Origin of the sequence: Mesorhizobium sp. B2-4-12 (genome assembly GCF_006441575.1) — a bacterium.
Classification (GTDB): domain Bacteria; phylum Pseudomonadota; class Alphaproteobacteria; order Rhizobiales; family Rhizobiaceae; genus Mesorhizobium.
This window is the reverse complement of the sequence record NZ_VFVC01000001.1, coordinates 81929-108924: the sequence shown is the minus strand read 5'-3', so window position 1 is coordinate 108924 and position 26996 is coordinate 81929. Positions and strand designations below refer to the sequence as shown.

Sequence of the window (26996 nt, the reverse complement as noted above, 5' to 3'; positions counted from 1 at the left end):
CACCTAGACCGGCGCCCCGGCGACCGATCCCCTGACCACCAGGTCGACCGGCCAGATCTCGCCACGCGCGCCCTCTTCCAGCCCCGAGATCCGCGCCGCCAGCCGCTCGGCGACACGGGCGCCGGCGAGACGGATGGAGGAGCGCGTCGTCGACAGCGGAACGGAGAAATTTTCGGGTCTCAGCCAGGGAAAGACGTCGTCATGAGCGATCAGCGAGACGTCACCGGGAATGCTGAGGCCAAGGTCGCGCACCGCGCGCACGACGCCCAGCGCCATGATCAGGCTGGAGCAGGCGATCGCGGTGGGCGCGCCATCCTGTTCGAGCAGGCGCCTGGTGGCGCGATAGCCGTTCTCCTCGGTCATGGCGACGGAGCAGACATGGCGGTCGCCCAGGGTCAACCCGCTCGCGGCGAGCGCGCGGCGCACGCCGCGCTCGCGGTGGATGGCGAAGGTCTCGCGGTCGTCGCCATTGATCAGCGCCAGCCGCCGGTGACCGAGTTGAACGAGCAGCCGCGCCGCCTCGTGGAAGGCGCCCTCATTGTCGATGTCGAGATAGGGATAGTCGAAACCGAAGCCTTCGCTGCGGCCATGGACGATGAACGGAATGCCGAGTGTGTTGACCAGCGCCACGCGCCGGTCGGCCGGCCGTGGCGAGGAAATGTAGACGGCGTCGACCTGCCGGTTGGCGACGATACGCCGGTAGGTCGTCTCCTGGTCGTCGGCGTCGGCCGGCGACAGTACGAGGTCGAGTTCGTGCGCGCGGGCATAGTCGCCGAGGCCGGAGAGAAATTCGACGAAATGCGGATCGATGTCGACGGCCGCACCCGTCGGCAGGACGTAGCCGATCATCCCCGACTTGCCGGTCGCCAGCCGGCGCGCGCTCGGGTTGGGGCGATAGCCATGCCGCTTGGCTGCGTCCATGACGCGCCTGCGCGTCTCCTCGTTGACCTCTGGATAGCCGTTCAGCGCACGGCTTACCGTGGTCTGCGAGAGCGCCAGCATATGCGCGAGTTGCTTGAGATTCACGAGAGGCCTCCTCGCCTCAAAGCGCTTTTAAATTGAATCGACCCAAGCACTGCAAGTGCGCGGCCGTGAGATGATAACCATAAGCGCGCGAGGCGTGAGTTTGAAACAAAAATTGCTGCTGCAGCGCCAGAAACTATGCTGCGGCGCACTTTTGGACTCCAAGCGGCCGAGATTAAATCGACTAGGCTGCCGCCCTCTTGACTTCCGGTCGATTCAATGGCGAGATCGAAGTAGCCAAAGCGCTTTGGAAGACTCTTCGAAAGGTTGCGGTTCCCTTGCGACTGAGTCACAGTCCTGCGGCGTCGGCGGGCGGAATGGAGGTTCCGTCCGGTGCATGTGACCCACTGGGAGGGAATACCGATGAAGAAAATGCTTTTGCTGGGTGTAGCGTTTGCCACGCTTGCCCTGAGCGCGCCCGCGCAGGCCGAACTGAAGTTCAAACCAGGCGAGGATCCGCGTTTTCACTGGGCGAATTACGAAGACCTCAAGAAAGTCGATCTCAAGGGTGAGACCCTGTCGATCTTCGGGCCATGGCGTGGCGAGGACGAGACGCTTGTCCGTTCGGTACTCGATTATTTCTCCGAGGCCACCGGCGCGGAGGTCAAATATTCCTCGTCCGAGAACTACGAGCAGCAGATCGTCATCGACACCCAGGCCGGCAGCCCGCCCAACATCGCCGTCCTGCCGCAGCCGGGCCTCATCCAGGACCTTGCTTCCAAGGGCGTGCTCACCCCGCTGGGCGACGACGTGGCCGCCTGGATCAAGGAGAACTACGCCGCAGGTGACTCCTGGGCCAAGCTCGGCACCTACACAGGCAAGGACGGCAAGTCCGGCTTCTACGCCTTTCCCTACAAGATCGACGTGAAGGGGCTGGTCTGGTACTCCCCCGACAATTTCCAGGAAGCCGGCTACAAGGTGCCTAAGACGCAGGAGGAACTCGCCGACCTCGAAAAGAAGATCATCGCCGATGGTGGCAAACCGTGGTGCATCGGGCTTGGCTCCGGCGGCGCCACCGGCTGGCCGGCGACCGATTGGGTCGAGGACATCATGCTGCGCACGCAGCCGCCGGAAGTCTACGACAAATGGGTGAAGAACGAGATCCCGTTCAACGATCCGGCTGTGGTCAACGCCATCGACATTTTCGGCAAGATCGCCACCGACGACAAGATGGTGGATGGCGGTGCCAAGGCCGTGGCCGCGACCGACTTCCGTGACAGCCCGAAGGGCCTCTTTACCGTACCGCCGAAGTGCTACATGCACCATCAGGCGTCGTTCATCCCTTCCTTCTTCCCGGAGGGCGTGAAGCTCGGCCAGGACGCGGACTTCTTCTACTATCCGCCTTTCGCCTCAAAGCCGGAACTGGGCACGCCGCTGGAAGTGGCCGGAACGCTGGTGATGATCACCAAGGATTCCAAGGCATCGCGCGAATTCATCAAGTTCCTGCAGATGCCGCTCGCGCATGAATTGTGGATGGCGCAGAAGAGCTTCGTCACCCCGTTCAAGGCGGCCAACAAGGACGCCTATGGCAGCGAGGCGCTTAAGAAGCAGGGCGAGATCCTGATCGGAGCGACGACGGTGCGGTTCGACGGCTCCGACCTCATGCCCGGCAAGATCGGTGCGGGCTCCTTCTGGACCGGCATGATCGACCTGGTCGGGGGCAAGTCCGCGCAGGACGTCGCCACCGATGTCCAGAAGAGCTGGGACGCAATCAAGTAGGCCGCTGCGACGCGACCTGAACCTTCCAGATCCTCCTGCTGGATCCGGGCTACGGCCCGGGTCCGACCGGCGCCGCACACCGGATGCCTTAGCGTTTCGATTGTTCCGAACAACTGAAAGTCGGTGCATCCGGTCGCCAGCACTGCCTGGCCGATCATGCGCAGGGAGAGGGACCCATGGCGACTCAGATCTTCTCGGCCATATTTGTCATCATCATCGGCGTCGGCGGCTGTGTCGCCTATTTCTGGGGCGCCAACAAACTGCTCGACCTGATATTCCCCTCGCGCGGGGTCTCCGGCACGGCTGCCGTCAACAATCTGCGCCGGCAGGGATTGGTGCGGCCCTGGCTGTTCGTCGGCCCGGCTCTGATCATCCTGACCATCTACCTGATTTATCCGGTGATCGCGACGCTGTGGCTCTCCGTCTTCGACCGTGGCGGCACCAGTTTCGTAGGGCTTGCCAACTATGAATGGGCGTTGCGCGATCAGGATCTGCGAAACTCGATCCTGAACAACATCCTGTGGCTGGCGGTGGTGCCGGCGGCCTGCACCTTCCTTGGCCTGATCATCGCCGTGCTCACCGACAAGATCTGGTGGGGCACGATTGCCAAGAGCCTGATCTTCCTGCCGCTGGCCATCTCCTTCGTCGGCGCCAGCGTGATCTGGAAATTCATCTACGAATATCGTGGTGAAGGCCAGATCCAGATCGGCCTGCTTAACGCCGTCATCCAGCATTTCGGCGGCCAGCCGCAGGTGTGGATATCGCTGCCGTTCTGGAACAATTTCTTCCTGATGATCATCCTGATCTGGATCCAGACCGGCTTTGCCATGGTTATCCTGTCCTCGGCGCTGCGCGGCATTCCGGAAGAAACGCTGGAGGCCGCGGTTATCGACGGCGCCAACCCGTTCCAGATCTTCTGGAAGATCATGGTGCCGCAGATCTGGGGCACCATCGCGGTGGTGTGGACCACAATCACCATCCTGGTGCTGAAAGTGTTCGACATCGTGCTGACCATGACCAACGGCCAATGGAATAGCCAGGTGCTGGCCAATCTGATGTTCGACTGGATGTTTCGCGGCGGCGGCGATTTCGGCCGCGGTGCCACGATCGCCATCATCATCATGATCGCGGTCATTCCGATCATGATCTGGAACATCCGTCAGGCCAACAAAGAGACGGGAGGGCACTGAGATGGCCGTCACCACCGGAAAGTCCTTTGTCGGCCGTTTCGGCGTCCACATCGCGGTGCTCGTCTTCGTCGTGATCTGGACCATCCCCACGCTCGGTATCCTCGTCTCGTCGCTGCGCGACAAGGATCAGATCGTCGCCTCGGGCTGGTGGAATTCCTTTGCCAGTTCGAGCCAGACTGAGGCCGGACGATTGCCGGCCGCCTCGACGCAGACCCAGAAGGACGGCAAATACGTCATCGAAGGCAACATTTTCGGCGATGGCGCCAAGCGCGCGATCAGCGCCTTCGGTGTCAAGGCCGCCGCGCCGACACAGTATCCGGCCGGCACGCCAGCGGATCTCGGTGACGGCGTGACCCTGCAGGTCAACGCCGACGGCAGTTTCGTGCTTGCCTCGCCCAAGCCGTTCGAAGGCGATCGCGGCCAGCGTGTCTATTTCGCCTCCTCGGCTCCGCCGAAATTCACCACCGACAACTATCAGACCGTGCTGTTCTCGGAAGGCATCGGCCGCTCCTTCGTGAACTCGCTGACGGTCACCATCCCGGCGACGGTTATCCCGATCCTGATCGCGGCTTTCGCGGCCTATGCGCTGGCGTGGATGCGCTTTCCCGGCCGCGCGCTTTTGATCGCGGTCATCATCGGCCTGCTAGTAGTCCCCCTGCAGATGTCGCTCATTCCACTGCTCAGGCTCTATAATGGCGTCGGCACTTTCTTCGGCGTGCCGTCAAAGACCTATCTCGGCATCTGGCTGGCGCACACCGGATTCGGCCTGCCCTTCGCCATCTATTTGTTGCGCAGCTACATTGCCGGCCTGCCGCGCGAGATCATGGAATCGGCGCGCATCGACGGCGCCAGCGACTTCGAGATCTTCGTCAAGATCGTGCTGCCACTGTCTTTCCCAGTGCTTGCCTCCTTCGCCATCTTCCAATTCCTGTGGGTATGGAACGATCTCCTGGTGGCGATGGTTTTCCTCGGTACGGCGCCCGACCAGATCGTGCTGACGGCCAAGCTCAATGCGCTGCTCGGCTCACGCGGCGGCAATTGGGAGATCCTGACGACATCAGCCTTCATCACCATCATCGTGCCGCTGATCGTCTTCTTCTCCCTGCAGCGCTATTTCGTCCGCGGGCTGCTGGCCGGCTCGGTGAAAGGAGGTTGAGACAATGCAATCGGCTTTGAAGGCGACTTCGAGACCGGATCCCGCCATCGACCGTGACTGGTGGCGTGGCGCGGTCATCTATCAAATCTATCCGCGCTCCTACCAGGACTCCGACGGCGACGGCATCGGCGACCTGAAAGGCATAGTACGGCGCCTGCCCTACATCGCCGCGCTTGGCGCGGACGCCATCTGGATCTCGCCCTTCTTCAAATCGCCGATGAAGGATTTCGGCTACGACGTGTCGGACTATTGCGACGTCGACCCGATGTTCGGCACGCTTGCCGATTTCGATGCGCTGGTTGCGGAATCGCACCGGCTGGGCCTCAAGGTGATGATCGACGAAGTGCTGTCGCACACCGCCGACATCCATCCGTGGTTCAAGGAGAGCCGGTCGAGCCGCACCAATCCCAAGGCGGACTGGTATGTCTGGGCGGATGCCAGACCCGACGGCACGCCACCCAACAACTGGCTGTCGATCTTCGGCGGATCGGCCTGGCAGTGGGACACCAGCCGCCAGCAATATTACATGCACAATTTTCTCGCCGAGCAGCCGGACCTCAACTTCCACAACCATGAGGTCCAGGACGCGCTGCTCGACGTCACCCGTTTCTGGCTGGGGCGCGGCGTCGACGGCTTCCGGCTCGACACCATCAATTTCTATTTCCACAGCCAGGGGCTGGAAAACAATCCGCCGCTGCCGCCCGAGGAGCGAAACGACCAGACCGCGCCGGCGGTCAATCCCTACAATTACCAGGACCATATCTACGACAAGAGCCGCCCGGAGAACCTTGGTTTCCTCGAGCGTTTCCGCGCGCTGCTCGACGAATATCCGGCAACCGCCGCGGTCGGCGAGGTCGGCGATTCGCAGCGCGGGCTGGACGTGGTCGCGGCCTACACCGCCGGCGGCAAGCGCGTGCACATGTGCTATTCCTTCGACTTCCTGGCGCCGGAGAAGATCAGCGCCGCCAAGGTCCGCTCGGTATTGGAAGCCTTCGGCAAGGTCGCCAGCGACGGCTGGTCGTGCTGGGCGTTTTCCAACCATGACGTGATGCGCCCGGCCTCGCGCTGGGCCGCCAACGAGGCCGACCCGGTCGCCTATCTCAAGGTCATTTCGGCATTGCTGATGTCGCTGCGCGGCTCGGTCTGCATCTATCAGGGCGAAGAACTCGGGCTCGGCGAGGCCGACCTGCGCTTCGAGGACCTGCAGGATCCCTATGGCATCCGCTTCTGGCCGGAATTCAAGGGCCGGGATGGCTGCCGCACGCCCATGGTGTGGGACGGCAGCGCCAAGAATGGCGGCTTCTCCCAGGCAAAGCCATGGTTGCCGGTGCCGGCCAAGCATCTGTCGCAGGCGGTCAATGTACAGCAGGGTGACGAGACGTCACTGCTCGAGCACTACCGGCGCTTTCTCGCCTTCCGCCGCGCCCATCCGGCGCTGGCCAAGGGCGATATCAATTTCATCGAAAGCCAGGGCGACACCGTCGCCTTCACGCGCCGGGCAGGCAATGAGCAGATCGTCTGTGTCTTCAATCTGGGCGCCAAGCCGGCCGAGGTTGACCTTGGCGACCGATCGCTGCAACCTTTGCCGGGACACGGATTTTCGGAGAAGGCAGACACAGGCACCGTCCGCCTCGGCGGCTACGGCGCCTGGTTCGGGCGCATAGACTGAATTTCAAATCACCGGGAGAAAATCATGGCCGATGTCACGCTGCGACAAGTGAAGAAGTCCTACGGCAATCTCAACATTCTCCACGGCATCGACCTCGACATCAAATCGGGCGAGTTCATCGTCTTCGTCGGCCCGTCGGGCTGCGGCAAGTCGACCTTGCTGCGGTCCATCGCCGGGCTCGAGGAGATCACCTCAGGCGAACTCAGGATCGACGGCGAGGTTGTCAACGACGTGCCGCCGTCGAAGCGGGGCATCGCCATGGTGTTCCAGTCCTACGCCCTCTATCCGCACATGACCGTCTACGACAACATGGCCTTCTCGATGAAGATCGGCAAGGAAAGCAAGGCCGAGATCGACAAGCGCGTGCGCCAGGCGGCGGAAATCCTGCAGCTGACCAAGTATCTCGACCGTCTGCCCAAGGCGATGTCGGGCGGTCAGCGTCAGCGCGTCGCCATCGGCCGCGCCATCGTGCGCAATCCGAAAGTGTTCCTGTTCGATGAGCCGCTGTCGAACCTTGACGCCGCGCTGCGTGTCGCCACGCGTATCGAGATCGCCAAGCTCAAGGAATCGATGCCCAACACGACCATGATCTACGTCACCCACGACCAGGTCGAGGCGATGACGCTGGCCGACCGTATCGTGGTGCTGAAGGAGGGCCATATCGAGCAGGTCGGAACACCGATGGAACTCTACAAGAGGCCCGGCAATCTGTTCGTCGCCCAGTTCATCGGCTCGCCGGCCATGAACATCCTGCCGGCGACCGTCGACAGGACCGGCAGCCCGACCGTGATCAGTCATGTCGGCGGACGCAAGGCGACGGTGCCGATCGCGACACCGGCTTCGGCGAAGGGCGCGGCGGTAAGCTTCGGCGTGCGCCCGGAAGATCTCGCGATCGCCAGCGGCACGGACTATCTGTTCGAAGGGACGGTCGACTATATCGAACAACTCGGCGAGGTCCAGCTGGTCTATGTCGACATCGGCAGGACCGACCTGCCCCTGGTGACCAAGCTGCCTGGCAATGTCGAGGTCAAGCGCGGCTCGACGCTGCGGCTGACCGCCGATGCCGGCGACCTTCATATCTTCGACGCGGACGGCCGCTCCTTCGCGCTTCACGAGGTAGAGGCAAAGGCGGCCTGAAACAGGGTTCTGGTGATAAAAAAGAGCCGCAGGCATCGGCCCGCGGCTCTTTTTGTATTCCACATCGGCTATTAACGGCCGAAGAGATTCCGGTCGCTGCCCTGTGGGGCGGACTTCTGTGCGTCACCCGAGGAATTGAGCAGCTTGTAGACAGGCGATCCTTCATTGCGGATCGAGCCGGTATGCGAAGTGTCGACATTGGCGGTCGTCGCCTGCTTGTTGATGTCGGTGCCGCCAACATTGTCGTTGGCCGCATAGGCGCTGCCGGCGGCAATCAGAAGAGCGGCGGCGGTAAGAACAATCTTTTTCATTTCGGGTACTCCGGTATTCGCGAATCCAAGCGGCGGGCAAGCCCGCCGGTTGTCGTTGATATTAGTTGTTGCCGAACAGGTTGCGGTCGGCACCGTGCGTAGGCGTCTGAGCCGCCGGTTCGGACTTCTTGATCGAAGCGGTGTATGAGTTGTCGGTCGACGTGGCGGCCGGCTGGCTAGCGCCATTCGAACCATAATTGTCACTGCCGGCGAAAGCGCTGCCGGAAATGGCCAGAACGGCGACGGCAGCAAGAGCGATCTTCTTCATTTCAAGTCTCCTGAATTCTTCGAATGTCGCCAGGACGGCAGGCCAAACCCGCCGCCTGCTGGAGATCGGCTGTTAGTTGTTGCCGAAGAGGTTGCGGTCAGCACCGTGGGTGGGCGTCTGAGCAGCCGGTTCCGACTTCTTGATCGAAGCGGTGTAAGAGCTGTCGGCAGCAGTGGCCGCGGGGCCATTCGCACCATAGTGATCGCTACCAGCGAAGGCGCTGCCGGAAATGGCCAGAAGGGCGGCGGCAGTGAGAACAATCTTTTTCATTTTGGGTACTCCAGTATTTTTCCGTCCGTCTAGCGGCGTGTCTTGGGATTGAAATCGCGTCGTTCGGACGACCCCGATGTGGGAGAGCCAGCTAGCCGTTTCCAATCACGAAGATGTTCAACGTGGACCATGAATCCACTACTTGAAATTGTACCAAGATCTTCCACGTGCGATTTTTCCGTTGCAATATCAACGCGTTAATTAAAGTCGGTGTCGTCATCACCGACTCTATCGGAGGCTCGGCGTTCACACCGTCCTGCACGCACCGTCAACAGAAACGAACCGTTCGGTTCGATTTTAGAATCTGCTAATAGTCACTTTTCGAAACCGTTAACCCTTTTTGCTTCCACTCCGGGCCGATTCCGACGCCCGGCGCGGCCGTCACCGCGATGATTTTCGCTGTCGCTGCTCGTGACCAGATCGTTGCGCATGGGTGTCGCGCCACATGGATGCAATGTCGCTTTCATGCCGATGTCGCAAGCGCTGTCGTGATTAGATCATGTCATCTCAGGTGCCGCTTCGTGACGACGGGGCGGAGAATTGGGAAGCCGGTCAAAGTCCGGCGCTGCCCCCGCGACGGTGGTGGAGTTCAAGTCGCAACGGGAGACCACTGGGCGCAAGCCTGGGAAGGTGTCGCGACCGTCCGCAAGGACACTCCAGAGCCCGGAAACCAGCCAGAGATCGTAGAACTCGACTGATCGCGGTGGGCGGTCAAGAGGCGGATGCCGCATGCCCGGCGCTTGCCGGCATGCAGCCTTGTCCTTCCTCTCATCCCCTCCGGTTCAGTCATTAGAGCGACGCGCGTCCGTTTGGACGGGCCGATGCGATGAATGCGAGGACAGGACATGGATGCGCGCAACGATATGCTGAGGCTCTTGAACAGCCGCAGAGAGGGCTTTTCGCTGGAACAGCCCTTCTACACCGACCCGGACTACTTCAAGCTCGACATGGAGCTGATCTGGTATCGCGACTGGCTGTTCATCGGCCATGATTGCGAATTGCCGAAGCCGGGAAGCTTCATCACCGTGCAGATCGGCGACTATCCGGTCGTGCTGGTGCGCGACCAGCAGGGCAAGATCAATGCCTTCCACAACTCCTGCCGCCATCGCGGCAGCCGCGTCTGCAACACCGACAAGGGCTTGGCGGCCAAACTGGTCTGCCCGTATCACCAGTGGACCTACGAGCTCGACGGCCGCCTGCTGTTCGCCCGCCAGATGGCCGACGGTTTCGACAAAGGCCAGTTCGGCCTGAAGCCGGTCGCCTGCGAGAGCGTGGCCGGCTACGTCTTCATCTGCCTGGCCAGGGAGCCCGCCGACTTCGCACCGATGCGGGCGATGATCGAACCCTATCTCAAGCCGCACCGGCTGAGCGAAGCAAAGATCGCTTTCCAGAGCACCATCGTCGAGAAGGGCAACTGGAAGCTGGTCTGGGAAAACAACCGCGAGTGCTATCATTGCGCCGGCAGCCATCCGGAGCTTTGCAAGACCTTCCCGGAGGCGCCGACCGTGACCGGTGTACAGGGCGCCGACAGCGATCCTGAGATGATCGCGCACTGGGCGAAATGCGAGGCCGTTGGCCTGCCGAGCAAATTCCGCATCGATCCGGCCGGGCAATATCGCGCCACCCGCGCGCCGCTGCTGCGCGACGCGGTCAGCTACACGATGAGCGGCAAGCGGGCGGTGAAGAAGAACCTCTCCGACAGCGTCTCGGCCGACCGCATCGGCACCCTGATGCACTATCACTATCCGACCACCTGGAACCACATCCTGATCGATCACGCCGTTACCTTCCGCGTGCTGCCGATCAGTGCCACGGAAACGGCGGTAACGACGAAATGGCTGGTGCACAAGGATGCGGTCGAGGGCGTCGATTACGATCTCGCCGAACTCACCCATGTGTGGACCGAGACCAACGATCAGGATCGCCGTATCGTCGAGGAAAACGCCTTCGGCATCCTGTCGCCGGCCTACGAACCAGGCCCGTATTCGGAGCTGCATGAGGGTGGCGTCATCCAGTTCGTCGACTGGTATGCGCGTTTCATTGGTCCGCGCCTCGCCGAGGATGGTCGACCAGCGCTCCGCAGTGTCGCCTGAGAGGCCAAAGGATGAACGCGATGACTGATCTTGGCCTTTACCGCCATCTCGACCAGATGGCGCCCTGGAACGACCGGCTCCAGGTGCTGGAAGTGATTGGGGTCAGCGACGAGTCTCCTGACGTCAAGACCTTCACCTTCCGCTCCGACAACCAGACCTGGTTCCGCTACAAGCCGGGCCAGTTCGTGACGCTGGAACTGCCGACAGATGACGGGCCGCTGATGCGCACCTATACATTGTCATCGTCGCCATCGAGGCCGTTCTCGATCGCGGTGACGGTGAAGGCACAGGCCGGCAGCATTGGTACGCGCTGGATGTTCGATCATCTGGTGCCTGGCTCACACGTCAAGGCCTACGGGCCGGCCGGCGACTTCTCGCTGCACAGCCATCCGGCAGCCAAATATCTGTTCATCTCGGCAGGCTCGGGCGTGACGCCGATGATGTCGATGCTGCGCTGGCTGAACGACTGCGCGCCATGGACCGATGTCAGCTTCGTCAACTGCGCGCGCCGACCCGAAGAGATCATCTTCCGCAAGGAACTCGAACTGCTCGGCGGCCATATGCCCGGCCTGTCGCTCGGCTTCATGATCGAGGAGCGCTCAAGCCGTGAGGGCTGGTACGGCCATATGGGCCGTATCGACGCCATAAGGCTGCCGCTGCTGGCGCCCGATTTTCGCGAACGCGAGATCTTCTGCTGCGGTCCGGATCCTTTCATGCGGGCCGTGCGCGGCATGCTGGAAGCCGCCGGCTTCGACATGACGAAATACCACCAGGAGAGCTTCGCCGCGCCGGTGGTGGAGGAAATCCCGGCGCCGTTCGCAGCGCCCGCACAGGACGGCGCCCCTGTTCCCGCCGAAGCCGCGACAGCGATTCGCTTCGCGCTTTCGGACGTCGATGCCGAATGTGTCGCCGGCCAGACCGTGCTGCAGACGGCGCGCGCCTCGGGCGTGCGGATACCCGCGGCCTGCGAATTCGGCCTGTGTGGAACCTGCAAGGTCAAGAAGGTCTTCGGCGATGTCGAAATGAGCCACAATGGCGGCATCCTCGATCACGAGATCGATGACGGCTTCATCCTGGCCTGTTGCTCCAGGCCGCTGTCGGCGTTGGAAATCGAGGCATAATCGGTTCAAGGCCTCAACCGATCCGGGAAACAGTCGGTGCTTGCCGGCCCTGGTTGCCTGCGACGCGGTGCCACCGAAAATCCGGCTGAACCGCGCAGACTGTAATGGCGCGATTAACCGCACTTTAGGCAATCCCGGCTAGCTTTCGGTGTCAGTTCCAGTGGCGGGAGCAGCCGGTGATCGATGTCAGCACTGCCGCTGGGCGAGCGGCGCGAGCACCGGTCGTGCCCATTTCGACGCTGCTCGACACAGTGGGCGCGCACGCACGATCGGCTTCTGCTTCCGACCATATTGGCTTGTATTCCTCAGAACCGGATCAACTGCCACCCTTGGCACTGAGGCCGGCACAGCTGTGTTCCCGTCCATGATTTCGTCATTCTGCGTAAAAGTCATCTTTGTTGGGGCGGTCCGATGAGCATGGGAAATGTAAGAAACATCAGTACTGCGACTGGCTTTGCGTCCGCGGTTGGAAGCTTGTCGCCGGTATGGCTTGTTGCGACCGTAGTGGTGTTCTCTTTTTTTATGCCGTGGACCGCCGGCGACAATACCGACGTCAGCTGGCTCATCGTTATCTGCGAAAAGGTTCTGGATGGTCAGAGGCTCTATGTCGACATTCTGGAAACCAATCCGCCTTTCTCCGTGGCCCTCTATATTGGGCCGGTATGGCTGTCCCACAGGCTCGGCATCTCGCCGGAATCCGCAATCGAGTGCTTCATCTATCTGATCTTCTTCGTTTCGATTGCGCTGTCGGCTGTCGTCATCGAGCGAAGTCGAATCTTCGTCGATCTGAAGACGCAATGGATCTATCCCGCATTAGCGGTTTTGCTTCTCATCATGCCTGGGAATGTTTTCGGCCAGCGCGAGCATATCGGTACGATGCTGTTCATGCCGATGCTGTTCCTGATGATGTGGCGGATCGACAACCGCGCAGATGCGCCGGTTCCTCTTGGCCTTGCCGCAGCGGTTGGCTTGGCTGGAAGCGTACTGCTTCTGGTCAAACCACATTGGGCAACTGGTATCATACTGCCCTATTTCTACATCGCTTGGCGCAAACGCTCGCTGACGGCGTGCCTGACGGCTGAAAACGTCGTCATCTTCACGGTTTGCACTGCCTATCTCGTCAGTGTGTATGTATGGTTTCCCGAGTTTTTCGGCACTTTCCTGCAATTGCTGATGCGCTACTATGTCAGCTTGCGAGCCAACATCAACATTTTCGCGGCATTGCCGACTTTCGCCGTCTTCGTCGTTTTCGTGGTTTTCCAGATGCGCAAATCTGTCTGGCGAGACGGCGTTGCGCTGGCGGTGGCGAGTGCCGCCGGCTTTTTTGTGTCCATGCTGTACCTCGGGAAATACTGGCCCAATCACCAGTATCCCTACCAGGCTACGATGCTGGTCGCGATGCTGCTGGCGGTGGCATCACGATGGCGAATAGCGGTTGGCCTCGCAAACCCACAGGCCGCCTCTGAGATCGCCAGTGTCAGGCTCCATGCGGCAGCCGCGCTGGCCGTGGTCGCCGCACTTTCGGTGACGCATCACCAGTTCTACCAGCTGCCTGAGAAAGGTCTGGTCGATGCCATCAACAGCCGTTACGCCTCGCCATCGATCGTTCAGGTCAGTTCCGACCTTTCCGTCGGCAATCCGCTGACGAGAATGGCCAATGGTCGCTGGCTGTCGGCCTATGCCCATGATTGGCTTGGCACCTATGCGCTTTGGGGTTTGATGCGGGGTAAGTATCAAGGCGAAGACGAGCGCATCGCGCGGCAAGACCTTGATAATTATACTCGCTACGTCAATTCCCTGATCCGTGACAACAGGCCCGATATCATCCTGATGGACCGGATGAACAAGAAAAAGTCGACGTGGTCGCTCACGGCGGACTTTCCGCCAATTTGGATCGTGTGGATGCGTCGGAATGCGGATTTCCAAACCCTGATGGACGACTACGTGGAAATCGCGACTGGGGACTACATTGAAGTCTATGCGCGGCGCTCGGATGCCCGCAACTCGCTCACTGAGCTTTCGTCACCCGGCGCAGCGTCAGATTGATCCTGCCGCCGTTTTTGAGCAAAGCCGAGGTTGAAGGATAGATGCGGTCGACGCCGTGGAAGGCGAGGCGGCCCTCGCCGCCAAGCACGACGACGTCGCCGCTCTTCAGCCTGAACGATTTGGTGGCGCCGTCGCGTGTCGTCTGGCCGACCCTGAACAGGCAGTCGTCACCCAGCGAGACGGAGACGACGGGGGCGGAGAAATCGACCTCGTCGCGATCCTGGTGCAAACCCATCTTGGCTTCGGCCGTGTAGAAATTGATGAGGCAGGCCTGCGGCGGATGCGGATAGCCCGACACCTGCTGCCAGAGATCGAGCAAGCCTTCGGGGATCGGCGGCCATGGCTCTCCGGTCACCGGATGCATCGGCTGGTACCGATAGCCCCCTTCCTTGTCGGTGACCCAGCCGAGCGGGCCGCAATTGGTCATGCGCACGCTCATCTCCTTGCCGGTGCGCGGCATGGCCGGCACGAACAGCGGCGCCTGCTGGACGATGCGCCTGACATCCTCGACCAGCGCCTCCTGGGCGATGCGCGGCAGATAGGCCGGCATGTGGCGGACGCCCTTGGGCAGAACGAGCATGGGTTGCCTCGCATGGCGATGGTTGATCGCCGCAACATGCCACTCTCAAACGCGAACGGCGACCCGAAAGCGTCAAACAACGCGACCTTGGTGTGGTGCTTAATCGTTCTCCACCCGGCCGCGCAGTTTCTTGATCGTGCCGCGTCCGGCCTTGCTCTTCAGCCGCCGCTCGACCGCGCCTTTCGAGGGCCGCGTCTTCTTGCGCGGCGGCGGCGGCGGTTCCGCCGCTTTGGCGACCAGCGCCGTAAGCCTTGCCCTTGCATCCGCCCGGTTCTGCTCCTGCGTGCGGAAGCGCCCGGCCTCGATGACGATGACGCCGTCCTTGGTGGCGCGCTGGCCGGCGAGCTTGATTGTCCGCGCGCGCACGCGTTCCGATAGCCCCGCTGCGTTGGCCGCGTCGAAGCGCAGTTGCACCGCCGTCGCCACCTTGTTGACGTTCTGGCCGCCCGGACCGGACGAGCGGATGAAATCCTCGTGCAAGTCGCCCGGGTGGATCACGGCTTCGTCCGATATGATGATGTTGTCGTCGGTCGGCATGCCGCAGTCATGGCGCGGCGGACCGAAAAAGAAAAGGCCCGATCGAAACCGGGCCTTCAATGGTGCCGAGCGGCAATGATGCTCAGCGATTCGGCGGTTACTCCGCCGCTTCCTGCATGCGGGGCGCTGCCCCCATGACGGTTGCATCGACGTGCTGCTCGAATTTCTCGAAATTGATGGCGAACATGCCGACCAGCCTTGCCGCCTGCCGGTCATAGGCTGCCTTGTCCGCCCAGGTCGCCCGGGGGTCCAGAATCATCGGATCGAGAATGGCGCTGTCGACGCCAGGCACGGCTACCGGCACCTCGAAGCCGAAATTGGCGTCGGTGCGGAACACGCCTGTCTTCAGCGAGCCGTCGAGTGCCGCGGCAAGCAGGGCGCGCGTCGCCTTGATCGGCATACGCGTGCCGGTGCCGTAGGCGCCGCCGGTCCAGCCGGTGTTGACCAGCCAGCAATCGGCGCCGTGGCGGGCGATGAGCTCCCGCAGCAGATTGCCGTATTCCGAGGGATGGCGTGGCATGAAGGGTGCGCCGAAGCAGGTCGAGAACGTCGCCTCGGGCTCGGTCACACCCTTTTCGGTGCCGGCGACCTTGGCCGTATAGCCGGAGAGGAAATGGTACATCGCCTGCGCCGGGGTCAGCCGCGCGATCGGCGGCAGCACGCCGAAAGCGTCAGCGGTCAGCATGATGATGTTTCTGGGATGACTGGCGCGCCCGGTCTTCGAGGCGTTGGGGATGAAGTCGAGCGGGTAGGCGCAACGGGTGTTTTCGGTGAGCCGGCCGTCGTTGAAGTCCGGCACGGCTTCGGCATCGAGCACGACATTTTCCAGCACCGTGCCAAAGCGCTGCGTGGTGGCGAAGATCTCCGGCTCGGCTTCCGCCGACAGCTTGATCGTCTTGGCGTAGCAGCCGCCTTCGAAGTTGAAGATGCCGTGCGGACCCCAGCCATGCTCGTCGTCGCCGATCAGCGTACGCGACGGGTCGGCCGACAGCGTCGTCTTGCCGGTGCCCGACAGGCCGAAGAAGATGGCGGCATCGCCGGCGGGGCCCTCATTGGCCGAGCAGTGCATCGGCATCACGCCGTTTTCCGGCAGCAAGTAGTTGAGCATGGTGAACACCGACTTCTTCATCTCGCCGGCATAGGACGTGCCGCCGATCAGCACGATCTTGCGGGTGAGATCGACCGCGATCACAGTTTCGGTGCGGCTGCCGTGGCGAGCAGGGTCGGCGCGGAAGGACGGCAGGTCGATGATCGTCATCTCGGGTACGAACTGCTCGAGTTCGGCGCTGTCCGGGCGGATGAGCAGATTGCGGATGAACAGCGAGTGCCAGGCGAATTCGGTGATCACGCGAGTGGGCAGCTTCAGCTCCGTATCGGCGCCGCCGACCAGGTCCTGCACGTAGAGATCCTTGTCCGCGGCGTGAGCGCGGAAATCGGCGAGCAGCGCGTCGAACTGGGCCGGCGAAATCGCCTTGTTGTTGTCCCACCAGACATGCGGTTCGGTGGCGCCGTCACGGACGACGAACTTGTCCTTGGGCGAGCGGCCGGTGTGCTGTCCGGTTTCGGCGACCAGCGCGCCATGGGCGGTCAGCCGGGCCTCGTTGCGCCTGATTGATTCCTCATAAAGGGCGGCCGCGCCGAAATTGTAGCGCACCACGCCGGAGGTTTTGAGACCGATACGATCGATCGCACAGGCAGGATTGCGTTTGCCGATTTCCGACATTGGTGACCCTTCTTCGAGTTGCCGCATCTTGCTGAAGTATTCCAGCATGCCCGCTGTCCGGGCAAGATGGAAAACCAGAAAAGCCAAATGATATCAAATCATTAATCGATTTAAAAAATTTGAAAGTTGTTTAAATCGTTTATATGTGCAAAAAGTTTCGTGGTTGCCCAAAGGATTGGCCGTGTTCGTTCGTCCAATTCCTGTCGAGGTAGGATTGTGGCCGCTGGCCGCCGCCCGTGACACCGGACAAGGCCTATGCCACATTTTGTACCTAATTTGTCCTGCAAAAGCCCCTTCTCTGCGAAAGAAGGGACAGCTCATGAGGGAGCCGCTTGAAATGGCAACAATCGCGCTTGTCGATGACGACCGCAACATTCTGACGTCGGTGTCGATCGCCCTCGAATCCGAGGGGTATCGCGTCGAGACCTACACGGATGGTGCGTCCGCGCTGGAAGGCCTGGCGGCGCGACCGCCGAATCTTGCCATCCTCGACATCAAGATGCCGCGCATGGACGGCATGGAGCTTCTGCGCCGGATGCGCCAGAAATCCGACCTGCCGGTGATCTTCCTGACCTCCAAGGACGACGAGATCGATGAATTGTTCGGCCTCAAGATGGGCGCCGACGACTTCATCCGCAAACCGTTCTCGCAGCGCCTGCTGGTCGAGCGGGTGCGCGCCGTGCTGCGCCGCGCCAGTGCCCGCGAGGCTGCGGCAAAGGCGCCTAGCCAGCAGGCCCGCTCGCTCGAGCGCGGCCAGCTCGTCATGGACCAGGAACGCCACACCTGCACCTGGAAGGGCGAGCCGGTGACGCTCACCGTCACCGAATTCCTGATCCTGCATTCGCTGGCGCAGCGTCCCGGTGTCGTAAAAAGCCGTGATGCGCTGATGGATTCGGCCTATGATGAGCAGGTCTATGTCGACGACCGCACCATCGACAGCCACATCAAGCGGCTGCGCAAGAAGTTCAAGGCCGTCGACGACGACTTCGAAATGATCGAGACCCTTTACGGAGTCGGATACCGGTTCCGCGAAGCGTGAATAGGCGGTAGGCAGTAGGAAATAGCCGGTAGTCAGTTTCGAATGGTGCGAGCGGTCACGCGATCCCAGGCATCCATTTCTCCAATCCCTGCTGTCTACCCACCACTTGCTAAGCAGGATCTGCTATTCGATGGCAGTTGAAGCACAACGAAGCAGACCGACGGGCGCCACCAGGCGGCCGTCGCGTATCATGCCGTCCTTCGTTTCGAGGATCACGGTGCCGATGCGCCGCTTCCTCGGCCATCACATCTTTTCCAGCCTGACGCGGCGCATCCTCTTCCTCAACCTCGCCGGACTGGCTGTTCTCGTCACCGGCATCCTTTACCTCAACACCTTCCGCGACGGGCTGATCGACGCCCGTGTCGAAAGCCTGATGACGCAGGGCGAGATCATCGCCGGCGCGATCGCGGCGTCGGCGACCGTCGAGACGGATTCGATCAGCATCGATCCGGAAAAGCTGCTTGAGCTGCAGGCCGGCGAAAGCCTGGGGCCGGGCTCGGACCAGCTCGACAACCTCGACTTCCCGATCAATCCCGAGCGCGTCGCCCCGGTGCTGCGCCGGTTGATTTCGCCGACCCGCACCCGCGCCCGCATCTATGACCGCGACGCCAACCTGCTGCTGGATTCGCGCCACCTCTATTCGCGCGGCCAGATCCTGCGCTACGACCTGCCGCCGGTCGACGAGGAAGAGCCTGACCTTGTCGAGCGCATCCAGAAATTCATCTTCGACTTCTTCCGCAACACCGATCTGCCCGTTTACCACGAACAACCGGGCGGCAATGGCGCCGCGTACCCGGAAGTGATCAAGGCGCTGACCGGCAGCCCCTCGACCATCGTGCGCGTCAGCGAACAGGGCGAGCAGATCGTATCGGTGGCCGTTCCGATCCAGCGCTTCCGCGCCGTACTCGGCGTGCTGATGCTGTCGACCGAGGGCGGCGACATCGACAAGATCGTCGCCGCCGAACGCAAGGCGATCCTGCGTGTCTTTGGCATTGCGGCGCTGGTCACCGCCATCCTGTCAATGCTTCTGGCCTCGACCATCGCCAACCCGCTGCGGCGGCTGTCGGCGGCGGCGGTGCGGGTGCGGCGCGGCGTCAAGAGCCGCGAGGAGATCCCGGATTTTTCCGACCGACAGGACGAGATCGGCAACCTTTCGGTCGCGGTGCGCGACATGACCAACGCGCTCTATGCGCGTATCGAGGCGATCGAGAGCTTCGCCGCCGATGTTTCACATGAGTTGAAGAACCCGCTGACCTCGCTGCGCAGTGCGGTGGAAACACTGCCCTTGGCGAAAAATGATACTTCACGCGCGCGGCTGATGGAGATCATCCAACACGACGTCAAACGGTTGGATCGCCTCATCACCGACATTTCCGACGCCTCCCGCCTCGACGCCGAGCTGGCGCGCGACGACGCCGGAACCGTGGACCTGAAGAAATTCGTCACCGACCTCGTCGCCGTGTCGCGCGAGACCACCCGAAACAAGAAGGCTGTCGAGATCGAACTTCGGGTCGCCAAGCTGCCGCAGGGCGTCAAAGGCTATTTCGTCGTCGGCCATGACCTGCGCATCGGCCAGGTCATCACCAACCTGATCGAGAATGCGCGCTCCTTCGTTCCCGAGGACCATGGCCACATCATCCTGTCGCTGGCGCGCGCCGGCAAGTTCAACATCCTGACCGTCGACGACAACGGTCCCGGCATCCGCGCCGACAACATCGACCGCATCTTCGAGCGCTTCTATACCGACCGGCCGGCCGGCGAGGCGTTCGGCCAGAATTCGGGCCTCGGCCTGTCCATATCCAGGCAGATCGTCGAGGCGCATGGTGGCACGCTGACCGCCGAGAACATCCCCGGCACCAAGCCGGGCGAGATCAAGGGCGCGCGCTTCGTCGTGACGCTGCCGGCCGAAGCGTGACGCCGATCAAAGATTCAATTCGTGAAACCTGAAAACATTCACGCGACGGCGGTCCTGATCGGCGAGCGCGGCGTGCTCGTCAGCGGCGCCTCCGGGTCGGGCAAGACGACGCTGGCGCTGGCGCTCATCGACCATTGCCGGCAGCGCGGAATGTTTTCGCGACTGGTCGGCGACGATCAGCTTTTCGTCGCGGCGCATGCGGGGCGGCTGGTGTGCCGCGCGCCCGCGACCATAGCAGGCCTGGCCGAAGTGCCGCGGCTGGGTCCGCGGCCTCTGACATTCGAAACGGCCTGCGTCGTCGACCTGCATCTGCGCCTGCTGCCGGCTGATGAAATCGCACGTTTCCAGGTGGACGCCAGCACCGATATCGCCGGCTGCGCGGTGCCGCGGATCGATGTGGCCGAGCGCAATGTCGCAGCGGCCCTGCCTGCCGTGATGGCGCGGTTGTCGATCTCGCCTTTTTTATGATCCGTCCGGGTTTTTTTCTGCAATGCGTCAAAATGGCGTGGGCCGTCGCAATTTTGGGCTTGTCAACGGGCCGCGCGTCGACAAGATAGCGCTCCCGCCGCCCGGAATGGCTGGCGAGCATAAAATGCGCCTGTGAAGCGGCGATGACGGGAGCCACCAAAGAATGATCGGACTCGTGCTTGTAACGCACGGTCAACTGGCCACCGAGTTCCGACATGCCGTCGAACATGTCGTCGGGCCACAAGACAATTTCGAAACCGTGGCGATCGGTGCCGACGACGATATGGAACAGCGTCGCCGCGACATCGTCGATGCGGTGGCCCGGGTCGATACCGGCGCCGGCGTCATCGTGCTGACCGACATGTTCGGTGGCACGCCATCGAACCTCGCGATCTCGGTGATGGAGTCCGGCCGCACCGAGGTGATCGCCGGCATGAACCTGCCGATGCTGATCAAACTGTCCTCGATCCGCAAGGGCGACAACATGGCCGCCGCGCTCGACGAGGCGCAGGCCGCAGGCCGCAAATACATCAACGTCGCCAGCCAACTTCTGAGCAGCAAATGAGCATGGTTTCATCGGAAAAGGACCAGATCGTCCGCGAGTTTCCGATCGTCAACCAGCGCGGCCTGCACGCACGCGCCTCCGCGAAATTCGTCCAACTCGCCAGCGGCTTCAACGCATCCGTCCACGTCGAGAAAGACGGCGTCAAGGTCGGCGGCACCTCGATCATGGGTCTGATGATGCTGGCCGCAAGCCCTGGATTATCGATCCGCGTCACCGCCAGCGGGCCGGAGGCGCTCGAGGTCATGGACGCATTGGAACAACTCGTTGCCTCCCGCTTCGGCGAGGAATGCTGATCCCGTGCGCCGTCAAGGCATGTCCGAGAGACATGCAGGGATAAAGATTTCTTTATATGCCATTGTCGTCTGGACACCGATCTGCTAGTCAGGCCGACAATTCGCGCCCTTCGATGTGCCTGCCAGCGCGGGCGCATCCGCAACCAATTCGCAAGCATAACAATTCGCATCGGAGTACTGCCATGACGGGTAGCAAGGATTATGTGATCGCCGATATCTCGCTTGCCGGCTGGGGCCGCAAGGAACTCGATATAGCCGAAACCGAAATGCCAGGCCTGATGGCCTGCCGCGAGGAGTTCGGCGCCAAGCAGCCGCTCAAGGGTGCGCGCATCACCGGCTCCCTGCACATGACCATCCAGACCGCGGTGCTGATCGAAACGCTGAAGGCGCTTGGCGCCGATATCCGCTGGGCTTCCTGCAACATCTTCTCGACCCAGGATCACGCCGCGGCAGCTATCGCAGAGGCTGGCATTCCGGTCTTCGCCGTCAAGGGCGAGAGCCTCGAACAGTACTGGGACTACACCGACCGAATCTTCCAGTGGGCCGATGGCGGCCTCTCCAACATGATCCTCGACGATGGCGGCGACGCCACCATGTATATCCTGATCGGCGCCCGCGCCGAAGCCGGCGAGGACGTGCTGTCCAATCCGCAGAGCGAGGAAGAGGAATATTTCTACGCCCAGGTCAAGAAGCGCCTGAAGGCCTCGCCCGGCTTCTTCACCAAGCAGAGGGAAGCGATCCGTGGCGTCACCGAAGAGACGACCACCGGCGTCAACCGGCTGTATCAGCTGCAGAAGAAGGGCCTGCTGCCCTTCCCGGCCATCAACGTCAACGACTCGGTCACCAAGTCGAAGTTCGACAACAAATATGGCTGCAAGGAATCGCTGGTCGACGGCATCCGTCGCGGCACCGACACGATGATGGCCGGCAAGGTCGCGGTCGTCTGCGGCTATGGCGACGTCGGCAAGGGTTCGTCGGCCTCGCTCAAGGGCGCCGGCGCCCGCGTCAAGGTCACCGAAGTCGACCCGATCTGCGCCCTCCAGGCGGCGATGGACGGCTTTGAAGTCGTCACGCTGGAGGATGCGGCTCCGACCGCCGATATCGTCATCACCACCACCGGCAACAAGGATGTCGTCACCCTCGACCATATGCGGTCGATGAAGGACATGGTGATCGTCGGCAACATCGGTCACTTCGACAACGAGATCCAGGTGGCGTCGCTGCGCAATTTGAAATGGACCAACGTCAAGCCGCAGGTCGACATGATCACCTTCCCGGACGGCAAACGGATGATCCTCTTGTCGGAAGGCCGCCTGCTCAATCTCGGCAACGCGACCGGCCATCCGAGCTTCGTCATGTCGGCTTCCTTCACCAACCAGGTGCTGGCCCAGATCGAGCTGTTCACCAAGGGCGAGCAGTACCAGAACCAGGTCTATGTCCTGCCCAAGCATCTCGACGAAAAGGTCGCCCGCCTGCATCTCGACAAGCTCGGCGCCCGCCTGACCGAACTGTCGGGTGAGCAGGCCGCCTATATCGGCGTCACGCCGCAAGGTCCATTCAAGCCGGAACACTACCGCTATTAACCAAATCTAAATTTACTACCAGATATTGAGGCCGGGCGATTGACTTTTTGCCCGGCTTTATTTTTGCGCAAGACCAGCCTTCACGGCGATTCGGCGAGGGTTTATTGTCACGTGATTCGCGACGCTTCCAGCCCAAGAGGGGATCAGAGAGGCGCGTTTCAGGGCGGTCCTGCATTCAGGCGGCGGAGAGGACCAAGACATGCCGGGGCAATACCCGCACGGAGCGGGACGGGCCGTTTCCGGCGGCCATGACGATTCGGGGGCCACAGGCTCCGCAACACGGCGCGGGCGTCTTTCATGGCGTGGCCGCGCTGGACTGTTGCTTGCCGGCTCCACGCTTGCCTGTCCGTTGGCTAGCGCGGTGGCACGTGCCCAGGGTGCTGGCGTGTCGGCAGCGGGTCTATCGATCAGCACGATCGAGGTGATGCAGCTTGCCGTGTTCGTCGGCGTGACGGGCGCGGCCTTTCTGTCGGCCATCGTTCTCATCCGCGAACGGGCCCGCACCTCGGCGGAAAATGTCGAACTGAGAAGCCGCATCGCCGACGTCAACGCGGCGCTGCGCCGTTCGGAAGCGTTGCTCAATCTGCGCGACCAGCGTGTGGTCGTCTGGGCTGCCGAGAACAAGAAGCCCGAACTCATCGGCACCTTGCCGGTCGAAAGCGGCGCGCCCGAGGAACGGGCGGCATTCCTTGCCTTCGGCCGCTGGCTGATGCCGCGCTCGGCGGCAGCGCTCGAGCATGCCATCGCTGGTTTGCGCGAAAAGGCGAGGCCCTTCGACCTCATCATCGAATCCCAAGCCGGCGCTCCGCTCGAAGTGCACGGCCGCAAGAGCGCGGCGCACATACTGGTGCGGTTTGTCTCGCTTTCCGAGACACAGCGCAGCCAGGCCCGGCTGAAGATCGACAACCAGCGACTGGCCGCCGATCATGACACGATGATCGGTCTGCTCGAGGCGCTGAAGATGCCGGCATGGCTGCGCGACGAGCACGGGCGGCTGAAATGGGTCAACCGGGCCTATGCCGACGCGGTCGAAGCCGAGAGCCCGGAAGCCGCCGTCCGTGATGCCAAGGAGTTCCTCGGTGGCCAGGCACGTGAGACAATCGCCGCGCAACACAAATCGCACCCGGTTTTCGAGCAGTCGCTTTCGACGGTGATCGAGGGCGACCGCCGGGTGTTCACGGTGACCGACTTCGCCGGCGCCGACGGTTCGGCCGGCCTTGCTTGCGACACCAGCGCCATCGAGACCATTCGCGGCGAATATGAGCGCACGGTGCGCAGCCACGCCGACACGCTCGACCAGCTCAACACCGCGGTCGCCATCTTCGACACCGACGAGAAGCTGCGCTTCTTCAACCAGGCGTTCCAGAAACTGTGGGGGCTCGACAGCGGCTTCCTACACAGCGCGCCCGACAATGCCCTGCTGCTCGACCGGCTGCGCAGCGAGGGCAAGATCGCAGAACAGCCCGAATGGCGTCGCTGGAAGGAAGGCCTGCTCGGCGCCTACCGCGCCGTGGAATCGCAGGAACACTGGTGGCATCTGCCCGACGGCAAAACCATTCGCGTCGTCGCCAACCCGCAACCCAAGGGCGGCGTCACCTGGGTGTTCGAGAACCTGACCGAGAAGATGGACCTGGAGAGCCGCTACCGCACCGCGGTGCGTGTCCAAGGCGAAACGCTCGACAACCTCGCCGAAGGCGTGGCGGTGTTTGGCCCTGACGGCAGGCTTCGGCTGTCGAACCCGGCTTTTGCCGCGCTATGGGGACTGGAGGCAGACGCCGCCAAGCCCAATGTGCACGTCTCCACGATCCGTGACCTTTGCGACCGGCAGACGGCGGACAGCCCCTGGCCCGGTTTCGTCGCCGCCATCACCGGTTTCGACGACGAGCGCCGCGACCGCCATGGCCAGACCGAGCTCAACAACGGCACCGTGCTGCGGTACGCCATGATCCCCTTGCCCAACGGGCAAGTGATGATGACCTTTGTCGACGTCACCGACAGCGTCCATGTCGAACGCGCGCTCAAGGACAAGAACGAAGCCCTGGAAAAGTCGGACCAGCTCAAGAACGATTTCGTCCAGCACGTGTCCTACGAGTTGCGTTCGCCGCTGACCAACATTATCGGCTTCACCGAACTTCTGTCCTTGCCGACGACCGGCCCGCTCAATCAGAAGCAGCGCGAATATGTCGAGCATGTCGGCTCGTCCTCCTCGGTGCTGCTGACCATCGTCAACGACATACTGGATCTCGCAACCGTCGATGCCGGCATCATGCAACTCGATATTTCCGAGGTTCATGTCGACCGCACCATCGCGGCCGCCGCCGAACTGGTTTCCGACCGGTTGCAGGAGCATTCGATCCGTCTCGAGGTCAATGCCGCGGCGGCACCCAGGACGTTCCACGGCGATGAAACCCGCATCCGCCAGATCCTCTACAATTTGCTCAGCAACGCCGCGAATTACGCCCCGGAGGCCAGCACCATCCGGCTCGCCTGCCGCCAGCTTGCGGACGGGGTGGAATTCTCGGTTCATGACGACGGTCCCGGCATGCCGCCGGATGTGCTCGATTCGGTGTTTCGCCGCTTCGAACCGCGCACCAATGGCGGCCGCCGGCGCGGCGCCGGCCTCGGCCTGTCGATCGTGAAGAGCTTCGTCGAATTGCATGGCGGCGGCGTGCGCATCGAAACCGGCAAGGACAAGGGCACGACCGTCATCTGCACCTTCCCCGCCATGCCGGGCATCCGCGCCGCGGCCGAGTAGCGCGTTCGATGACGGAACCGGTGCTGGAGCGTTTGCTCGCCGACGAGACAGAGACAGCGCGGCTGGGCGAGGATCTGGCATTCGCGGTGCGTGCCGGCGACGTGCTGGCGCTCAAGGGCGATCTCGGCGCCGGCAAGTCGACGCTGGCGCGGGCGCTGATCCGGACGCTGGCGGACGATGCCCGCCTTGATGTGCCGAGCCCGACCTTCACGCTGGTGCAAAGCTACGACACGCGCATTCCGGTCCATCATTTCGACCTCTATCGCCTGTCGTCGGCAAATGAGCTCGACGAACTCGGCTTCGAGGAAGCCCTGACGCAAGGCGCGGCTCTTGTCGAATGGCCGGAACGGGCCGAAGGCGAGCTGCCGAAAACGACCGTTCTGATCGAACTCGTCCAGCATGGCGAAGGCCGCCTGGCGCTTCTGTCGGGGCAAGGGGCGGCCTTCGACCGCGCGGCGCGATCTCTGGCCATGCGCGGTTTCCTGGAAAGCGCCGGCTGGGGCGAAGCCCACCGCCGCCATTTCATCGGCGATGCCTCGGCCCGCTCCTACGAGATCGTGACGCTCGCCGGCCAGGAACCGCGAGTGCTGATGAATTCGCCGCGACTGCTGCTCGGCCCTCCGGTGCGTGACGGCAAACCCTATGCGGTGCTTGCCCATACTGCCCAGTCGGTGTCCGCTTTCGTCGCCATCGACCGCGCCTTGAAAGCCCGCGGTGTCAGTGTCCCCGAAATCCTTGCCGAGGACCTGGACCAGGGCTTCCTCCTGCTCGAACATCTCGGCTCGGAAGGGTTTCTCGGCAACGACGGCGAACCGGTGGCCGCGCGCTACGCCGCAGCGGCCGAACTGCTGGCCATGATGCATGGCAAGAGCTGGCCGCGGCGTCTGGAAGCGGGACCGGGCCGCTTTCACGAGGTGCCGCCCTTCGACCGTGACGCCATGATGATCGAAGCCGACCTGCTGGTCGACTGGTATGTGCCGGCAATATCGGGCGGCCCGGCCAGCGACGATCTGACGACGGGCTACACCAGGGAATGGAACGCGCTTTTCGACCGGCTGCGGGGCAGCGAATACACGCTGATGCTGCGCGACTTCCATTCGCCCAACATCATCTGGCGCGGCGACCGTTCCGGGCATGACCGGCTGGGCATCGTCGATTTCCAGGACGCGTTGATCGGGCCTGCAGCCTATGACGTCGCCTCGCTCGCCATGGATGCCCGCGTCACTGTCTCGCCCGACATCGAGAGACAAACATTGGATGCCTATGTCGCGGCGCGCCTGGCCGCCGGTCCATTCGACACGGACGCTTTCCGCGAAGCCTACGCAATCATGGCAGCGCAGCGCAATTCCAAGATCCTCGGCATTTTCGTGCGCCTCGAAAAGCGCGACAGCAAACCCTATTATCTCAGACACCTGCCGCGCATCCGCGACTATCTGCGCCGGGCGCTGTCCCACCCGGCGCTCGCCAGCCTGAAGGATTTCTACGACACGCATGGGCTGCTGGAGGAACGCGCGCTGTGACAGCAACACCGGATA

23 protein-coding genes and 1 riboswitch are annotated in these 26996 nt (G+C 62.4%); of the genes, 16 read left to right on the top strand and 7 right to left on the bottom strand.

Annotation, left to right across the window (positions count from 1 at the left end):
* Positions 1 to 3: 3 nt before the first annotated feature.
* Positions 4 to 1026: a substrate-binding domain-containing protein gene (locus FJ934_RS00545; RefSeq protein WP_140606706.1), complete on the bottom strand. Its 1023-nt coding sequence runs from the start codon at positions 1024 to 1026 to the stop codon at positions 4 to 6.
* Positions 1027 to 1386: 360 nt separating this feature from the next.
* Here FJ934_RS00545 and FJ934_RS00540 point away from each other — a divergent pair, with 360 nt between their 5' ends.
* From FJ934_RS00540 to ugpC, 5 genes are all read left to right on the top strand, one after another.
* Positions 1387 to 2742 (top strand): ABC transporter substrate-binding protein, encoded by a 1356-nt coding sequence (locus FJ934_RS00540; RefSeq protein WP_140606705.1) that lies wholly within the window; start codon positions 1387 to 1389, stop codon positions 2740 to 2742.
* 176 nt (positions 2743 to 2918) lie between these two features.
* Positions 2919 to 3932: a sugar ABC transporter permease gene (locus FJ934_RS00535; RefSeq protein ID WP_140606704.1), complete on the top strand. Its 1014-nt coding sequence runs from the start codon at positions 2919 to 2921 to the stop codon at positions 3930 to 3932.
* 1 nt (position 3933) lies between these two features.
* Positions 3934 to 5088, top strand: a complete 1155-nt coding sequence (locus tag FJ934_RS00530; RefSeq protein WP_140606703.1) for a carbohydrate ABC transporter permease — start codon at positions 3934 to 3936, stop codon at positions 5086 to 5088.
* Between the two features lie 4 nt (positions 5089 to 5092).
* Positions 5093 to 6757 (top strand): alpha-glucosidase family protein, encoded by a 1665-nt coding sequence (locus FJ934_RS00525; RefSeq protein ID WP_140606702.1) that lies wholly within the window; start codon positions 5093 to 5095, stop codon positions 6755 to 6757.
* A gap of 24 nt (positions 6758 to 6781) precedes the next feature.
* Complete coding sequence (ugpC, locus tag FJ934_RS00520) at positions 6782 to 7894, top strand: sn-glycerol-3-phosphate ABC transporter ATP-binding protein UgpC (RefSeq protein ID WP_140606701.1); 1113 nt, start codon at positions 6782 to 6784, stop codon at positions 7892 to 7894.
* A 71-nt stretch (positions 7895 to 7965) separates the two neighbouring features.
* On the opposite strand, the gene FJ934_RS00515 is transcribed toward ugpC, so the two are convergent.
* From FJ934_RS00515 to FJ934_RS00505, 3 genes are all read right to left on the bottom strand, one after another.
* Positions 7966 to 8205, bottom strand: coding sequence for a DUF680 domain-containing protein (locus tag FJ934_RS00515; protein ID WP_140606700.1), 240 nt, complete (start codon positions 8203 to 8205; stop codon positions 7966 to 7968).
* 61 nt (positions 8206 to 8266) lie between these two features.
* The gene (locus tag FJ934_RS00510; protein WP_140606699.1) at positions 8267 to 8473 is read right to left on the bottom strand and encodes a DUF680 domain-containing protein; all 207 of its coding nucleotides are present in this window, start codon (positions 8471 to 8473) and stop codon (positions 8267 to 8269) included.
* Positions 8474 to 8545: 72 nt separating this feature from the next.
* Positions 8546 to 8743, bottom strand: coding sequence for a DUF680 domain-containing protein (locus tag FJ934_RS00505; RefSeq protein WP_140606698.1), 198 nt, complete (start codon positions 8741 to 8743; stop codon positions 8546 to 8548).
* Positions 8744 to 9235: 492 nt separating this feature from the next.
* A riboswitch (cobalamin riboswitch) is annotated at positions 9236 to 9437 on the top strand.
* Between the two features lie 151 nt (positions 9438 to 9588).
* Between FJ934_RS00505 and FJ934_RS00500 the strand changes: the two genes are divergently transcribed.
* From FJ934_RS00500 to FJ934_RS00490, 3 genes are all read left to right on the top strand, one after another.
* Positions 9589 to 10836, top strand: coding sequence for an aromatic ring-hydroxylating dioxygenase subunit alpha (locus FJ934_RS00500; RefSeq protein ID WP_140606697.1), 1248 nt, complete (start codon positions 9589 to 9591; stop codon positions 10834 to 10836).
* A gap of 20 nt (positions 10837 to 10856) precedes the next feature.
* Positions 10857 to 11957 (top strand): hybrid-cluster NAD(P)-dependent oxidoreductase, encoded by a 1101-nt coding sequence (locus FJ934_RS00495; RefSeq protein ID WP_140606696.1) that lies wholly within the window; start codon positions 10857 to 10859, stop codon positions 11955 to 11957.
* A 411-nt stretch (positions 11958 to 12368) separates the two neighbouring features.
* Positions 12369 to 14003 carry a hypothetical protein gene (locus FJ934_RS00490; RefSeq protein ID WP_140606695.1) on the top strand — a complete coding sequence of 545 codons (1635 nt, stop codon included), beginning with the start codon at positions 12369 to 12371 and terminating at the stop codon, positions 14001 to 14003.
* Here FJ934_RS00490 and FJ934_RS00485 read toward each other — a convergent pair.
* From FJ934_RS00485 to FJ934_RS00475, 3 genes are all read right to left on the bottom strand, one after another.
* A complete protein-coding gene (locus FJ934_RS00485) occupies positions 13966 to 14583 on the bottom strand; it encodes an alpha-ketoglutarate-dependent dioxygenase AlkB (protein ID WP_140606694.1) in 618 nt (205 codons plus the stop codon). The two genes, FJ934_RS00490 and FJ934_RS00485, sit on opposite strands and share 38 nt — an antisense overlap.
* 99 nt (positions 14584 to 14682) lie before the next feature.
* Positions 14683 to 15120, bottom strand: coding sequence for an alternative ribosome rescue aminoacyl-tRNA hydrolase ArfB (gene arfB, locus FJ934_RS00480; protein WP_140606693.1), 438 nt, complete (start codon positions 15118 to 15120; stop codon positions 14683 to 14685).
* Positions 15121 to 15217: 97 nt separating this feature from the next.
* Positions 15218 to 16843: a phosphoenolpyruvate carboxykinase gene (locus tag FJ934_RS00475; RefSeq protein WP_140606846.1), complete on the bottom strand. Its 1626-nt coding sequence runs from the start codon at positions 16841 to 16843 to the stop codon at positions 15218 to 15220.
* A 337-nt stretch (positions 16844 to 17180) separates the two neighbouring features.
* On the opposite strand from FJ934_RS00475, the gene FJ934_RS00470 reads away from it, so the two are divergent.
* The 8 genes from FJ934_RS00470 to tsaE all read left to right on the top strand — a co-directional run bounded on the left by FJ934_RS00470 (position 17181) and on the right by tsaE (position 26981).
* Entirely contained in the window at positions 17181 to 17882 is a 702-nt protein-coding gene (locus FJ934_RS00470; RefSeq protein WP_010912942.1) for a response regulator transcription factor, read from the top strand.
* 130 nt (positions 17883 to 18012) lie between these two features.
* Positions 18013 to 19797 carry a sensor histidine kinase gene (locus tag FJ934_RS00465; protein WP_140606692.1) on the top strand — a complete coding sequence of 595 codons (1785 nt, stop codon included), beginning with the start codon at positions 18013 to 18015 and terminating at the stop codon, positions 19795 to 19797.
* Positions 19798 to 19818: 21 nt separating this feature from the next.
* Entirely contained in the window at positions 19819 to 20265 is a 447-nt protein-coding gene (locus FJ934_RS00460; protein ID WP_140606691.1) for an HPr kinase/phosphorylase, read from the top strand.
* A gap of 163 nt (positions 20266 to 20428) precedes the next feature.
* A complete protein-coding gene (locus tag FJ934_RS00450) occupies positions 20429 to 20830 on the top strand; it encodes a PTS sugar transporter subunit IIA (RefSeq protein ID WP_010912939.1) in 402 nt (133 codons plus the stop codon).
* Positions 20827 to 21123, top strand: a complete 297-nt coding sequence (locus FJ934_RS00445) for an HPr family phosphocarrier protein (RefSeq protein ID WP_140606689.1) — start codon at positions 20827 to 20829, stop codon at positions 21121 to 21123. Before FJ934_RS00450 ends, FJ934_RS00445 begins: the two co-directional genes overlap by 4 nt.
* Positions 21124 to 21305: 182 nt before the next feature.
* A complete protein-coding gene (gene ahcY / locus FJ934_RS00440) occupies positions 21306 to 22706 on the top strand; it encodes an adenosylhomocysteinase (RefSeq protein WP_140606688.1) in 1401 nt (466 codons plus the stop codon).
* A 199-nt stretch (positions 22707 to 22905) separates the two neighbouring features.
* Positions 22906 to 25461 (top strand): PAS domain-containing sensor histidine kinase, encoded by a 2556-nt coding sequence (locus FJ934_RS00435; protein ID WP_140606687.1) that lies wholly within the window; start codon positions 22906 to 22908, stop codon positions 25459 to 25461.
* 8 nt (positions 25462 to 25469) lie between these two features.
* Positions 25470 to 26981, top strand: a complete 1512-nt coding sequence (tsaE, locus tag FJ934_RS00430) for a tRNA (adenosine(37)-N6)-threonylcarbamoyltransferase complex ATPase subunit type 1 TsaE (protein WP_140606686.1) — start codon at positions 25470 to 25472, stop codon at positions 26979 to 26981.
* Positions 26982 to 26996 lie beyond the last annotated feature (15 nt).

Excerpts from the sequence above, each read along its gene's own strand:
- FJ934_RS00540 (WP_140606705.1), top strand. The coding sequence starts at position 1,387 with ATGAAGAAAATGCTTTTGCTGGGTGTAGCGTTTGCCACGCTTGCCCTG.
- FJ934_RS00535 (WP_140606704.1), top strand. The coding sequence starts at position 2,919 with ATGGCGACTCAGATCTTCTCGGCCATATTTGTCATCATCATCGGCGTC.
- FJ934_RS00530 (WP_140606703.1), top strand. The coding sequence starts at position 3,934 with ATGGCCGTCACCACCGGAAAGTCCTTTGTCGGCCGTTTCGGCGTCCAC.
- FJ934_RS00525 (WP_140606702.1), top strand. The coding sequence starts at position 5,093 with ATGCAATCGGCTTTGAAGGCGACTTCGAGACCGGATCCCGCCATCGAC.
- ugpC (WP_140606701.1), top strand. The coding sequence starts at position 6,782 with ATGGCCGATGTCACGCTGCGACAAGTGAAGAAGTCCTACGGCAATCTC.
- FJ934_RS00515 (WP_140606700.1), bottom strand. The coding sequence starts at position 8,205 with ATGAAAAAGATTGTTCTTACCGCCGCCGCTCTTCTGATTGCCGCCGGC.
- FJ934_RS00510 (WP_140606699.1), bottom strand. The coding sequence starts at position 8,473 with ATGAAGAAGATCGCTCTTGCTGCCGTCGCCGTTCTGGCCATTTCCGGC.
- FJ934_RS00505 (WP_140606698.1), bottom strand. The coding sequence starts at position 8,743 with ATGAAAAAGATTGTTCTCACTGCCGCCGCCCTTCTGGCCATTTCCGGC.
- FJ934_RS00500 (WP_140606697.1), top strand. The coding sequence starts at position 9,589 with ATGGATGCGCGCAACGATATGCTGAGGCTCTTGAACAGCCGCAGAGAG.
- FJ934_RS00495 (WP_140606696.1), top strand. The coding sequence starts at position 10,857 with ATGACTGATCTTGGCCTTTACCGCCATCTCGACCAGATGGCGCCCTGG.
- FJ934_RS00490 (WP_140606695.1), top strand. The coding sequence starts at position 12,369 with ATGAGCATGGGAAATGTAAGAAACATCAGTACTGCGACTGGCTTTGCG.
- FJ934_RS00485 (WP_140606694.1), bottom strand. The coding sequence starts at position 14,583 with ATGCTCGTTCTGCCCAAGGGCGTCCGCCACATGCCGGCCTATCTGCCG.
- arfB (WP_140606693.1), bottom strand. The coding sequence starts at position 15,120 with ATGCCGACCGACGACAACATCATCATATCGGACGAAGCCGTGATCCAC.
- FJ934_RS00475 (WP_140606846.1), bottom strand. The coding sequence starts at position 16,843 with ATGTCGGAAATCGGCAAACGCAATCCTGCCTGTGCGATCGATCGTATC.
- FJ934_RS00470 (WP_010912942.1), top strand. The coding sequence starts at position 17,181 with ATGGCAACAATCGCGCTTGTCGATGACGACCGCAACATTCTGACGTCG.
- FJ934_RS00465 (WP_140606692.1), top strand. The coding sequence starts at position 18,013 with ATGGCAGTTGAAGCACAACGAAGCAGACCGACGGGCGCCACCAGGCGG.
- FJ934_RS00450 (WP_010912939.1), top strand. The coding sequence starts at position 20,429 with ATGATCGGACTCGTGCTTGTAACGCACGGTCAACTGGCCACCGAGTTC.
- FJ934_RS00445 (WP_140606689.1), top strand. The coding sequence starts at position 20,827 with ATGAGCATGGTTTCATCGGAAAAGGACCAGATCGTCCGCGAGTTTCCG.
- ahcY (WP_140606688.1), top strand. The coding sequence starts at position 21,306 with ATGACGGGTAGCAAGGATTATGTGATCGCCGATATCTCGCTTGCCGGC.
- FJ934_RS00435 (WP_140606687.1), top strand. The coding sequence starts at position 22,906 with ATGCCGGGGCAATACCCGCACGGAGCGGGACGGGCCGTTTCCGGCGGC.
- tsaE (WP_140606686.1), top strand. The coding sequence starts at position 25,470 with ATGACGGAACCGGTGCTGGAGCGTTTGCTCGCCGACGAGACAGAGACA.